We start from the raw sequence: 15,380 nt of genomic DNA on the forward strand, positions 1-15,380 counted from the left end.
TCAAACGAAAATTTGAGAGGCCTTATTATTTATAAGATGAAATCTATTTAGAAACAACAAACCTTAAAGTTTGAGGGAGGTATTTACCATCTTTCATGTTTCTGATGAGATAAACTCCCGAGGCTAGATTTTCAACATCCACTGAATATCTATTTCCGGAGAAAGTACCCTCTTTGACTTTTTGTCCGTTGATATTTGAAATTTCCCAATTTCCATCTTTTATGAATTCAGTAGTAGAAACCTGTATTCTTGAACTTGACGGATTAGGGTAAACGTTCCATTCTAATTCTGTGGCTAAGTCTGTACTATTGATTGGTCCTGATGATAATAAATCAGGATCAATCTGGTAAGACATTGCCTGGAATATCTCTTTTGAAACGTTGTCCTGAACAAACACGACTAATTCAACATTTTCTGTGTCATAAACACTTGTATTGGCCCAGTCTACAAACACCGTTTCTGAACTTCCGACATTCCATGATCTTCCAAAGAAACTGGTTCCCTCTGCACCTGGTGCAGGACTCATTGACTTCATCACATTCAAGTGTTCACTGATATCGTTTGTGATTTCAATACCTGTGATGGACTTTTCTATGGTTACAATGTGTAATAGAATTTCAGAATCCGATGCATCAAAGGTTCCATGAGATGTAAGCGTCACTCCTATTTGACCAGTACTACTAATGGCATCTAAATTCAAGTCTATACTGAATTCAGGGTCAAGTAACGTTCTCTTATAAACAAGATTTTCAAAATCTGCTAAGAAATCATCTGTATGCTCTTGGAAAGTATTACCGTCCACAATTGTTCTTGGTGCATTTGTCACTCCGTAGAAGAACTTTCTACCACTAGAGGCCTCTTGATTGTCTTTATTAAGATCATCACTAAATCCTTCCAGATAAATATGATAATTCACACTCAATACATCCGACTCCATCGTTGCAAGGTAATCGCCCAATGATGACATTGCTCTATTACTTGCCTCTTGTGCCGCATTGGTCATAGACTCTATCAATACAACTTTCTGCCTGTTTCCTATAAAGAAATTGTCAATCACCAACCCTTCATATTCTTGTGCCGAGTTGGATTTGAAAGCAAAACGCAAGCGCAAGTGTTGCTCCCCTATAAAATCATCCAACTGATGCCTTACAGAGATATATTCACCGTCTTCAGACCCAAAAGTAGTGTTGGTTCCAGTCCAACCTTTAGATAAAGTATTGGTTCCATAAATTTGATCTCCAGGGTCTGCAAGAATAGACTGGCTGTTATACCAGTAAATCGGATCATCCATATCCCCCAATAGATACCACGTTTGTCCAGAATCTAATGAATATTGAAGAATCGCACCATCAATACCATTTTCAATATCAATTTTCATATCAAAAGAAAGCATAGGTTTTGTCAAACCAGAGATATCAAATGAAGGCAGATTAAGGAATGATTCCTCATTTTCAAAGTAAGTAGAATCCAAATTGGTTACCCATGCATTATTTGTTGAGCTGAAATTGGTTGTTACTGGTATTCCATATTCCCAACTGATATTGGTATTATGAGAAGTTGCCTTCCAATTACCATCCCCTAAATCAAAATTCTGGAAATAGGAATCATTTTCTGTCAGCAGTACGGGGTGAGGTAATACATACACCTCTTGCTGAAGGATATTTGAACAACCTTTCTTCGTTTTCACTTCATAAGTAACAGTATAAGATCCCACTTCAGTGTATTGGTGTTTTGGATTAATCGAAGTAGAAGAAGTACCATCTCCAAAATCCCAATACCTATATTCAATTGAATCTTTATCTACAATCACCAAATGCTCTTCAAAAATCATTTCACTACCAAACTCTGAAACCGACCAATCAAAAGAAACCTGAGGAGGTGAATTGATAAATATGGTCTTCTCATAACTTATTTCACTACAGTTCTGGTTAGTGATTACTGTAAGTGTAACGTCATGAAATCCTGTTTCAGAATAAGTATGAGTATACTGAGCGGCTTCTTCTGCACTGTATAACGTAATACCGCCTTCATTATCGCCGAAGTTGTATCTCCATTCTAGAATTTCTGTGAGGTTATCATCTTCAGAAATAATTGTTTCATCAAAGAACGTCACCTCTTTTGAATCACAAAGTATTGTCTCTGAGAAATTCACTTTCGGTGCGTCTACAATTGTAAAACTGATCAATAACGAATCAACACAATTGTTCTCGTTTGTTACAGTATAATTCAATGTATGATTACCTAAAGGTGAATTGGCCAATAGTATCTCTTGGTTATTTCTAATTACTACACCAGTTGATGAAGTCAGCGTACCGTTTGAAGGTAATGCCTGTACAACTGGGCTTGCATCCGTCTTACAAAACACCTCACCATCTGTGATACCTAACAAACTGATCACTGGTAAAGGATTTACATTAACAGTAATTCTAGTTGCGGCACTTTCACAGTTGTTTCTAGTATAAGTAACATAATAGTCTTCCGAAAGAATAGAAGTTGTTACATTTTCCATTGTTGGTGTAAACTCACTCTCTGATGAAAGTAAAGTGTTTAAATCTTCATCAGCATACCACTTCAGATTATCCGATTGCCCTAATACTAATATTGGTTGGAAAATATCTCCTGAACAGTAATTAATTACATTATCACCGACAATACTTGGTGCACTTGGTGTATTATAAACAATAATATTTACCGTTTGATAATCACTTTCACAACCATTTAGAGTTTCTGTATAATAGTAATTAACCGTGATATCTTCCGTTACATTAGTATCATCTTGAGGTGTATAAGTATTACCTGTACCCACTTCATTAGTTAGATCTGAATCACTATACCATTTGATATTTACACCATCTTCCACTTTGATTGGCTGTAAAATAGCTCCAGAACAATATTCAAAAGTGTTTTGTGATAAAGTCGGTGCAAGTGTTTCCTTGTAAAGTGTAATGGTTACTTTTTCAGGTGCACTTTCACACAAGTTCACATTTTTCTGAGTGACATAATAAGTCAATGTATAATCTTCAGTAGATTTTTCTGGAATAAATTGCGGTCTGAATGACTCTCCTGTTTTAACAATTTGAGTCAATGATTCGTCTTCATACCAAGTTACCCGAGCACCATTTGCTGTCATTTCATCAATTGTTTCTCCATAACAATATTCGTAATTAGTCTGGTCTAATGTTGGAGACGAAGGTATTGGATAAACTGGAATGCTGATTTTTGTAGCTTCACTTGTACAACCCTCTACAGAAGTTTGTGTAACCCAATAATCCACATAACTTAGAGTTTCTACTTCATCAGCATTTTTATTCAGGTTCAATATCTTTTCAGTTCCTACTTCTTCCGTCAAAGATGAGTTACTATACCACTTATAAGTTGCTCCATCCTCTCCACTTGCTTCAATTGGAGCTATTAGCTCTCCCGAACAATAAGGCGAGATAGAAGTAGTTGTAGGCTGTTCAGGAGTACTATAAATTATAATTTCAACTTTTTGCGCTGCACTCTCACAATCATTTTTAGTCTGAGTCACATAGTAATCAATCGAAGTATCATCAGTTACAGATGTTGCATCCTGAGGGATAAATATTAAACCTTCTGCAACTTTTGTGGTCAATGACTCATCTGAATACCATATTACATTTTCGCCTTCACTTGAAATTGGTTGAAGTGCATCCCCAGCACAATATTCAAATGTAGTTTGTGCTAAAGTAGGGATTAAGGTCTCCTGATATAATGTAATTGTCACTTTTTGAGGAGCACTTTCACAGAAATTCTCATTTTTCTGTGTTACGTAGTAAGTTAGAGTATAATCCATTGTGGATTCATCCGGAGTAAATGAAGGTCTGTATTTACTAATACTACTTACTCTTGAATCCTCAGATAAACTCTCATCATCATACCAAGTAATTCGGTCTCCTTCAGCTTCCATTTCTTCTATCAATTCTCCATAACAATAGAAATATTCTGTAGCGGCTAAAGTTGGAGCAGATGGTGTTGGATAGACTGGAATATTTACTTTTGTTGCTTCACTAGTACATCCCTCTTTAGAAGTTTGAACTACCCAATATTCCATATTAGTGATCTCTGTATAAGATGGAGCCAAAGTATCTAAATCAACAATTCTAGTTGTTCCTACTACATCTGTCAAAGAAGAATTACTATACCAAGTGTAAGTTGCATCAGCTTCTCCATTCGCTTCTAATGGCAATATTACATCACCTTCACAATAAGGCGAGATAGAAGTAGTTGTAGGCTGTTCAGGAGTACTGTAGATTAAGATTTCAACTTTTTGTGCTTCGCTTTCACAGTTATTCACGGTCTGAGTTACATAATAATCAATCGAAGTATCATCTGTAACATCTGTATCATCTTGAGGGATAAAAATCAAACCTTCCCCCACTTTAGTAGTCAATGACTCATCTGAATACCATTGAACATTCTCGCCTTCACTCGAAATTGGTTGCAAAGCATCTCCAGCACAATACGAATATGTTGTTTTTGCTAAAGTAGGAAGTAATGTTTCTTTATATAATGTAATTGTGATTTTTTGAGGAGCACTTTCACAGAAGTTTTCATTTTTCTGAGTCACAAAATAAGTCAATGTATAATCAACCGTAGATTCATCAGCTGTAAATGAAGGTCTGTATTTACTAATACTACTTACTCTTGAATCTTCTGATAGACTCTCATCATCATACCAAGTGATTCGGTCTCCTTCGGCTTCCATTTCCTCTATCAGCTCTCCATAACAATAATAATAGTCTGTTGCCGATAATGTTGGAGGAGCTGGAGTTGGATATACAGGAACACTTACCTTTGTAGGTTCACTTGTACATTTGTCTTCTGAGGTTTGTATTACCCAAAAATCAATCGTAGAATATTCATCGAAAGCAGGAGCCAAACTATCTGGATCAAAAGTTTGCTGATCACTTACCATTTTTGTCAAAGACTCATTACTATACCAAGTAAAGGTCGCTCCATCTTCACCATAAGCGGTCATTTCTTGAAGTTCATCTCCTTCACATAAAGGATCTATAGCATCAAAAGTTGGTCCTTCAGGAAGAGCAAATACTTCAATTTCTATTTCTTGTGGTTCTCCTTCACATCCATTGATGGTCTGTGTAACATAATATTCGACTGAAGTGTCCTCTGTTACATCTGTAGAAATACTAGGAATGAAAATTAATCCTTCAGCTACTTTAACAGTAAGGTCTTCATCAGAATACCACTTCAAATTCTCTCCTTCACTTACTACAATTGGCTGTACAGTTTCTCCAGCACAATATGTAATTTCATCTGGTAATTTATCTCCAATCAGAGGCGTTTCTTGATAAATAGTAATTTTTACAGCAGTTGCACTACTTTCGCAACCTATATCATTCTTATCTGTAGCATAAAAAGTAACAGTTACGTCTTTATTTTTTAAACTGTATGCAGAAAGAATAGGTGTGAACTTCTTATTGAAAATAATTTCATTTTTAAGGTTACTATCTAAGTACCATGTAATATTATCAAAATCACCTGTAGCTTCTATTGGGTCAGCAACATCGTCATTACAGTAAAATAATTCTGTACTTGACAAAGTCGGTGCTTTAGGTGTTGGGTACACTGGAATACTTACTTTTTGTGGTAAACTTGTACATCCTAATGGAGTTGTTTGTGTCACCCAATAATGTACTGAATCCAACTCTGAAACTTCTGGTGTTTTATCATCAATTTTCAAAGTGGCATTGTTGTCTTCCACCCTAGATTCAATTGCTAAACTTTCGCTTGTATACCATTCAAAGATTGCATTTGACTCTCCACTTACTGTGATATCTGCAATTGATTCATCAATACAGTAACTAGGAATAGTACCTATTACTGAAGGCAACTCCGGTAAAGCTTTAATCTCTACAATAACCTCTTTGAAAGTACTTACACATCCTTTTGAAGATGTTGAGGTCACAAAATAAGAAACAGTAGAATCTGCTATTACTGCATAACTCACATTTGGAGTAAAAGTTGTTCCAGTATGCACTGCATTTACTTTATCTTCTGCTGTGTACCATTGAACATTTTCACCTGTCACTTCCATTTCTGGAAGATTATCTGCAGAACAAACTTTCAAATCGTCAGTTGTAGAGACCAATACTGGCTCATCTGGCAAAGCATAAATAGTTACAGTTATCATTTTGGACGGACCAAAACAACCATTTGCACTTTCTTCTGCTACATAATACGTATGACTTTCATCAGAACTTACGTTAGTATCATAAGAAGGTGTGTAGTCTTCACCTGTTGATAGTTTATTTGCTCCTTCATATCCTTGAAGTTCCGGTTGTTCTCTATACCAATGAATTGTACCAGTAGCTCCTTCTGTTTCAATTGCTTCTCTGCTTCCTCCTGAACAAATCTCAAAGACATCTTTATTATTGACCAATGTTGGAACTGGAGGATTCTCATAAACATCATAGCTAATCTGAAGTGGATCACTATCACATCCGTTGATGGTTTTAACTACCCAATAGCTAAATGTTTGAGTACCATCTACAGTTGCAGGTGCATCCGGAATTTCTAAGTTTGTAGAAGTAAATCCATCAATTTTATTCTTTAATTCACTATCGCTATACCATGTGAATGTGGCACTACCATCTGATTTCACTTCCAAATCATCTAAGTTTGTTTCACCAGCACAATAGTTATTAATCGATCCATCCACTTCTGGTAATGAAGGTTTTGGTATGATATTCACTACAATATCCACTTTATCACTCTCACAACCATTATCTGAAGCTGTTACTTTGAACGTTTTGGATTCAATTTTATCTATTCCATCTGTAGAAATATCTGAGGTAAAACTAAGTCCGCTTCCTACTAATTCATTGGATGAATTATACCATTGAATTTCATCACCTGATGCAATTTCAAAAGTAGGCATAAGATCGCCTTCACAAATATTGAATGGGCCTGCATTTTTAAAAGTTGGACCTGAAGTTTTCTTATAACTGTTGATGGTTACTACTGTTGGTTCACTTGTACAACCATTAATTAACTGAGTAACATAGTAAGTTTTAGTGACATCATTATTTTCATCCTTCACAATTGCAGGATCAAACTCATTACCTGTTTCTAAGACGACCCCATTTATTTCTTCTCTCCATTCAATTGAACCAATTGCATCCATAACCTTAAGTTTACGGATTGGTTCTGGACCGAAGCAATAATTAAATGTATTACCATCTTCAATAATTGGTGCTGAAGGCTCAAAGGTTAAAAGAATATCCTGTGAAAGTTCATTTGTTACGGAACTAGTCAAGTTATCTAGATACACTGCCACCAATTTGATTGTTTTAGAAGTACCTACATCTCCAACTTCTAAACCATCAGAAGCTTTAAAAGTAAACTTTGGATTGGTACCATAGTCTTTAATCAAATTACCTTTCTCATCGATTAACTTTGCCTGTTGGAAAGTAAATTTTGTTTTAAGTTCATCTGGCACAGCAACTTTTGGACCATCCATATCGATATCAATTCCATCATCTGTTTCACAAACAGTGTTAGAAATATCTGAGAATGGCTGTGTACCATCAAAAACAATCAAAGTAGTGGTTTCGGTATAATAGCATTCACCTACTTTGATATGATAAGTAATCACCGAATTTCCTGTTCCTGCTAATGAAGGATAGAAAATGTTATTATCTGGACCGTTACCATTACTAACTACACCTTTACCTGAACAGTAGAACTCATACCCATCTTCATCAATGTCTAAAGTGACCTCATTACTTGGATCATTACTGTAACTTGATTCGTTAATAGGAATAAAAGTCAACGCTCCAGGTTCTCCGTATATTTTTACATCTACGGTATTATTTAAAGCATCATCATTAATATCACCTGAAGTTACAACTCTTTTAAAGGTGAAATCCCCTTCCTCTCCCGTTGTAATTTCATCGTCAAAGTAGATAGAAGTTGTTATACCTGTGGATGAAAATGAAGGTGAAATATCATCATTGTCTCTTTTAAACCATTCGTATGTGTAACTTCCTGTACCTCCAGTTGGAATAGTTCCTGAAATAAAAATTTGTCCTCCAATACAAGCTTCACTAGCAGATTGAAGAGTAATAGACGAATTAGACAAAGCAGGATATAAAGTAATTGCCACTTCATTAGAGTAAATTGCATCACATGCTCCTGATGTAACTTTTCTTCTAAATTTATATTCTCCAGCTTTATTAATCTTTACGTTATAGTTCTCAAATTTTTTCGTTGTAATTCCAGAAGAGCTCCATGAACTGCCATCATAAATTTCCCAATCATAAGTATAACTATTATTCCCTCCATCAACCACATCATTGGTTATTACAATACTATTTTTAGGGATGTTAGTATAATAGACATCAGTAGCAGGAGCTGAAATTGTGTTTACGATTTCACCTTGAATGGTAACTACTACTCCTGAAGACTTTACAGTTTGTCCTGCTGAAGATACTTCTCTATAATAGGTATAACTTTCTTCTGATAAAGATTCTGTAACAATTAGATTTTCATTGGTCTCACCTGTAAGTAATGTTTCAGAAGCTGAACCTATTTTTCTATACCACTTGTAAGTATAAGTAGTATCCCCTCCACTTAATTTTGTAGTTTCAATTTCAAAACTTGAGTAACCTTCACATAAATTACTGCTACCATTTACAGCAATAGTATTTTGAACTGAAAGATATACATTAATGACTACTTCGTTGGAATAAAGCTCGCCACAAGCTCCTGATGTTACTTTTCTTCTAAACTTGTAGATTCCTGCCTTATCAATTTTTACATTATAATTTTCAAACTTCTGAGAAGTAATTCCTGTATTTTGCCACCCATTAGTCACATCAAACCTTTCCCAGACATAACTATATGAATTGTCACCACCGTCAACTTTATCATTCTCAATTTCGATGGTATTAACAGGGATTTCATCATAATAAACTACTGTAGATGGTGCCGTGATAGTATTTTTCAATATTCCTTGAATATTGACCACTGTGCCAGTTGTTTTAACTGTTTGACCTGCTGAAGATACTTCTCTGTAGTAAGTGTAATTACCTTCCGATAGAGACTCTGTTACGATAAGGTTTTCATTTTCCTCTCCAGAAAGCAATGTTTCAGTACCTGAACCTATCTTTCTATACCACTTATAGGTATAGCTATCATCTCCACCACTCAATGTAGAAGTTTCAATCTCAAAACTTGAATATCCTTCGCATATATTGTTGCCACCCACTACAGCTATAGTGTTTTGAACAGATGGATAAAGGTTAATGGTTACTTCATTGGAGTAAAGTTCACCACAAGCTCCTGATGTAATTTTTCTTCTAAACTTATACTCCCCTGCTTTATCAATTTTGGTATTGTAATTCTCAAACCTTTGTGAAGTAACCCCCGTAGAGTTCCATGAACTACCATCATAGATTTCCCAATCATAAGTATAACTACTTCCTCCACCAGCTACTTTCTGATTTTCAATCACCAAAGAATTAGCTGGGATTTCATCATAAACTACAATAGTAGATGGTGTGCTGATTTCATTTTCTATTAATGCATCAACTGTTATAATAATAGCTGATGAGTTTAACTTTACTCCTAAAGATGTTACTTCCCTTGTGTAAGTATATGTATCAGCTGTTAAAGCATCTGTCTCAATATAGTTTGGATTGTTTTCACCAGTAAGCTCAACAACGGCATCTGATCCTTTCTTTCTAAACCATTTAAAAGTATAATTACCGTTTCCACCACTCAACGTTTTGTTTTTCAGCTCAAAACTTGAAAACGTTTCGCAGTAAGCTAACACTCCTCCATCGACTTCAACAGCATTCTGAAGTGACTCATATAAATTAATAGCGACTTCATTAGAATACAATTCTCCACACTCACCTGAAGTAATTTTCCTTCTGAATTTATACTCTCCAACTTCGTCAATTTTTACATTATAATTTTCAAATTTCTGAGACGTAATTCCTGTAGAAACCCATCCATTTGTCGCATCATATCTTTCCCAATCATAAGTATAACTAGCATTTCCTCCTGCTACTTTTTGGTTCTCAATTTCAAAAGTATTTGCAGTAATTTCATCATAGTAAATAAGAGTTGATGGTATACTTATCTCATTTTCAATGAGTGCGTCAATAGTGATAACTATCGGAGCAGAAGTTACTTTATTTCCTGCTGATGTCACCTCACGAGTATAGGTATAAACAGCTGCTGATAAAGCACCTGTCTCAATATAGTTTGGATTATTTTCACCAGTAAGCTCAACTGCTCCTTCACTATTTTTTTCTCTATACCATTTAATTTCATAATTATCATTGCCTCCACTTAAAGTACTGTTGCTGATTTCAAAACTAGAAAATGTCTCACAATATTTATTGGTTCCGCCATCTGAAATCGTGTTTTGAATCTCGGGTAGTGATGTAATTGTGATTTCATCAGATATAGACTCACAATCTCCAGAGTTGTCTGTCACAATTCTTCTGAATTTCACTTCAGTGTTTTCTGCGATAATCACATTGTGCGTATAATCAGCAGTAGTAACTGCGTCCGTCCAAGAAGAACCAGAATAATATTGCCATTGATACTTTAAATTATTATCTCCACCTGATGCATTCCCGGGAGTAAATTGAATAGTACCTGCGGCGATTTCTCCATTGTATATCGTTTTGGAAGGAGAAGTCAATGTGTTATCTGCTATTGGGTTATTAACATTGATTACAATCTCTTCATCAGAATCAAAAGTCTCTCCATCACTTGTAATTGTTCTTTTATAGGTATATGTACCCGGAGTTAAACTTGAATTATCCGATAAATCTTCAGTATTTATTCCTAATGAAGCATATGTATTCGCCCCTGTATCTTCTTTTCTTAACCAATCATAAACATAATTGCCGTCCCCTCCTGATACAGTTGTCTTTGTAGACAATTGTACCTCTGGGCTCCCGATACAATAAACATTATCACCATCATTTTGAATAGAATTGACAATTGGATCATATAAAGTAATTGTTACTTCATTAGAGTAAGATTCACAAGGTGCATCCGTCACTTTTCTACGGAAATTATGTGTACCAGCACTTGTTATTTCTTGATCATACAGCAATGATCCGCCCGTCGCAGAACCAATTGTAGACCAGTTCACTCCATCTATTGAATATTCCCATTCATACGAGTAGTCCGGATCTGTATTACCTGCAATTGAAATAGTATTTATTGCAATTGAGTTACTAAAATACTTTACTGTACTAGGTGCTGTAATGGTATTTATTATTGCATTATCCTCTACAATAATCTCCAATGGATCAGAAGGGAAAGCTATTCCCTGAGAATAAACCACTCGTCTATATTTATAAGACCCTGCAGATAAAGTTGCATTTTCTGTATATTCTTCACTTACAACTCCAATTGTATTATAACCCGCATCATCAATATTTACCTCCCAAGAAATTGTATAGCTTCCATCCCCCCCAGAAATACTGCCATCTTTTTCAAAATAAACTTTTGAAGATTCATCACAATATTGAAGTTCATCTGAAGTTTGTATGACATTAACAATGTCGGGAAATGTATAGACTACTGATCCGTCTGTAGTGGTAGTTATCGTTGTTGTGTTACCTGCTATATCCTTTAAAGTGATTTCGATTGGTATTGCAGCATAAGATGACAATGTCAAATCAGGTTGAGTTGCATTGTAATTATTTCCTGAAGGATTATTGACAGATGGACTTTCACCATTAATTTTAACAGTTGGGCTTTCCGCTAAATCCTCATTTGTTTCAAAAGTTAATGTAGCATCATCAGTAGTAGCATCTCCATCTGGTGTTACTGCAAGCTGAGTGTTAGTAGCATAACCAGTAGCAATCGTTGAAGTTAGAATAGAAGGAGCTTCAGTATCAATTGTAAAACTGAAATCAACTTCTGTAGATGTATTGCCATGTATATCCTCAAAATAATAAGTAATTGTATGAGCACCATCATCTAATGTGGGCAACGTGATATATTCATCAGTTTCATCTATGCTAATTCTTGTAATTTCTTCATCTGCACTGTTCAAAATTACTAACTCCTGTTCAGGGCTTTCTACGGTAAGACCTGCAAATTTAAGATCAACATCAGCATTTTTCGTTACACTTGCATCCGAGCTTTCTGAGTTATTATCAATCGTTAATCCACTAAAAGATACACTTAAAGTAGCAGATGCTGTATAATCAATATTTATATCGTCTGAAGAAACTGTGTTTCCAGCTTCGTCAATCACATCTACATGATAAACATAAACACCGTCTGCTGTTAGTGTTGTTGCAGAAAGGTTATCACCACTTCCGGCTGCACTATTAATTGTACTCTCTAAGTTACTTCCTCCTTCATACAACTCAATTGTATGTACTGCTTCTACATCTGTAATATCAAAAACTAAATTCGCTACTGTTGTGTAATAAGTATCAGTAAGAAACATACCTGTGATAGAAGCCGATTGTGGAGCCAAAGTTGGTTTCTCTGGATCCTCATCATCAAAAATATAAATATCTGATGCAATAATAGTTTCTCCAATTTCATTTTCATAATAGAGCGTAAACTCATCATTCAAATCAACTGAAGACAGCAAGTCAAGATCAATTGTAATAGTATATTCTTCTGAAGGTGTTACTTCAGTAATTGAAATCATATATGATCCCTCTGAAATTACACTCCCATCAGATCCTAACTTCACTATTAAGTTAAAGTCACTAGCAATGGGTGGAACAGTAATATCAGTTGATGTTTCTTCTGCTAAAACCCATTCTATGTCTCCAACTGTGTTAAAATATTCACTATTGGAATGGCTTAAAGTTTGTGCATTAATTGTTGATGCCGTGATAAAAAACACACTAATGTATAGTGTTATGATTAAAAACCGTAGACTAAATTTATTCATAGTATGTAGCTTAAATATGTCTGCCAATCAGGGCTATTTGCTTTCTAAAAGTTTAGATTTGCGATTAAAAAAATTGAAAATAGCAGCATTAAAAGAAAGATCTTAACAGTTCCCTTTAAGTTAAATTATTTCAACTAGTTTGTAAACGTATGTTAAGATAAAAAAGTTATAGTTTTGATAAATTACCTGATTCATCCAGCTTTAAAAGACAAATTTTATCATTATTACCAAAGAAACCGGTACCAAGAATCACAATAGAATTATCTTCTTCGATGAGTACTTTGGAACCAAAATCTACACCTTCATAACCTACAGTGTTTTGCCAAATCACCTGCCCTTGTAGATTTAACTTCAGTACTAAAATATCTTCACTTCCTGAATTCTGGTTAGAACTTCCAGTAATAAAAATACCAGTAGGTGTAATAATCATGTCATTTCCGACATCAATTCCATCGCCTCCGTATTCGATAAGAGCTCCTGCATTTCCATTTGCATCCAATCTTGAAAAGATAATATCTTTTTTCGTAGTAGATGATTCTCTTCTGCCTAAAATATACAAATCTCCATTATAATTTTTTATTGCTACTCCGTATTCGTTATCAGAAGTAGAAACTTGCTTATCCCATACAATATTTCCCAAACGGTTTACGCTGACTGTTCGCATATCAGAAACAATAACCTCTTCACCATCACTATTTGTTTTAAGAATATCCACAGAACCAAATAAGTAATAAAATTGAGCACCATCTTCAGTTGAAGATTTTCCTAAATCATCAGAACCTTTTTCCCCTTTATAACCTTCTACCTTTTCCCAGATAATTCCTCCATTATCATCCAACTTCATACTCAACATATCCCACTCATTTTGAGGGTTTTTAATTTCTCCAACAATAAGAAAACCTCCTTCTGTAAGCGTTTCAATTGAATTGTACCTCACTTGAATATTCTCCGTAACAGGCTTTAATACAATTGGTTCGTTTTCATTTAGGTCACTTCCATCAGGTTTTGTATAAGTTAGAATTCCTGTGGTATCATTTCTGTTGGAAAGAATTACAATATTATCATTTTCAAGCTGTATCATTCCTACAGGTTCATCCACATTCAGGTCTCCATTGTAAACTGACTGCCACTCTTCGTTGCCGTTTTTATCCGTTTTCACCAACATTATGGACGATCCCGATAAAGATGACTCCGTATTACCTAAAAGTAAATAGCCATCATCTAATGAAATAATATCTATCCCTTGTTCTTTACTTGAGGTACCGTAAAATTTTATATAAGTCTCTCCAGATTTATAGGAATCTGTTTCTTCACATCCTAGAAAAAAGCTAATCAATAAAAAAATTGGTAAGTATCGCATTATTATTATTTCTTGAAGTTGTCTAGTCAATGTTTCTGTATTTCCTTAAAACTTTTGGTTTATAGAAATCATAAGAAAATACAATATTTAGAGCTAACACGTTAAGCCGTGTATCATTATCAATAAATCCATAACTAAAGATCAGTTCAGGGTTATCATATCGATTATTAGGTTTATTGAAAGAAGATAAAGCATAAGTGTAAGTCGCAAAAATATCCCAATGTGTCATTCTAGATTTAATTTGAAAACCTACCTGTGCAGTAGCTTCATAAAGCATTTCTTTTCGTTGATCTTTAATATCAATTGGTGAAGGTTCAATATCTGCAATACCACTTTCATCAAAAGATTGCGTACCTTCTATGGTGGATGAAAGTAAATACCTCATTGCCCCTCCTATTCCAATAAATGGTTTCAATTGTGTATTGGGAGCAATGATCCACCTCAACGTCAAAGGAACATGTAACCAAGATTGGCTTTCCGTCATTGTTGTTGTTGAGAAATCTAATGGCTTCTCTACGGTTTCAAAAGAAACATTTTCGAAAGTAGGTGATATATTGAACTGAATATTTTTACTTATTAAATAAGAAAAAGATACTCCAACTTTAAAATTCACTTTGGGATTGTACTGCACAGCATCGTGTAAGGTTTCTTTTCCTACACCATATGTCTGATCAACAAAAGCTTGATTATACGTTAGCCCTGCCAAAATTCCAAAAGTCATTATTGGCCTTGTTCTAAATTTCTCGTAAAGTTTTTTCAGCTCGGCAGGATCCGATTTAGCAGGTTTGTATTCTGGATACTCTTTCAAAAGGTACAACATTTCGTCCTCTGCCTCTGGTAATTTATCAGAGTAAAGGTAAGATAAGATGACTAGTCTTCTAGCCGCCGTCTGTTTTGCTTCTGTCTCGTAACCTGTACTAATACAATCTGCTAATTCAAGAGGAACTTGTAGAAGCTTTCCTTCCAAATACATGGCATTGGCACGCACATATAATTCCTCACAACTTTGAGCGATACTACTTTGTATTGTCTGAAAAAATAAAAGTAGAAGTAAAAAAAATCTGATTGAAGCTTTTAAAAAATTCAAAG

Annotated in this window: 3 protein-coding genes; all 3 read right to left on the reverse strand. The window is 34.9% G+C overall.

What is annotated here, in order from left to right; translation table 11 throughout:
* Positions 1-43: 43 nt before the first annotated feature.
* The gene (locus tag AVL50_RS01710) at positions 44-12,883 is read right to left on the reverse strand and encodes a PKD domain-containing protein (protein WP_062614746.1); all 12,840 of its coding nucleotides are present in this window, start codon (positions 12,881-12,883) and stop codon (positions 44-46) included.
* Between the two features lie 214 nt (positions 12,884-13,097).
* The gene (locus AVL50_RS01715; protein WP_062614747.1) at positions 13,098-14,291 is read right to left on the reverse strand and encodes a hypothetical protein; all 1,194 of its coding nucleotides are present in this window, start codon (positions 14,289-14,291) and stop codon (positions 13,098-13,100) included.
* Between the two features lie 22 nt (positions 14,292-14,313).
* A complete protein-coding gene (locus AVL50_RS01720; protein WP_062614748.1) occupies positions 14,314-15,378 on the reverse strand; it encodes a porin family protein in 1,065 nt (354 codons plus the stop codon).
* Positions 15,379-15,380: the final 2 nt, after the last annotated feature.

Origin of the sequence: Flammeovirga sp. SJP92 (genome assembly GCF_001583495.1) — a bacterium.
In the GTDB taxonomy this organism is placed as follows: domain Bacteria; phylum Bacteroidota; class Bacteroidia; order Cytophagales; family Flammeovirgaceae; genus Flammeovirga.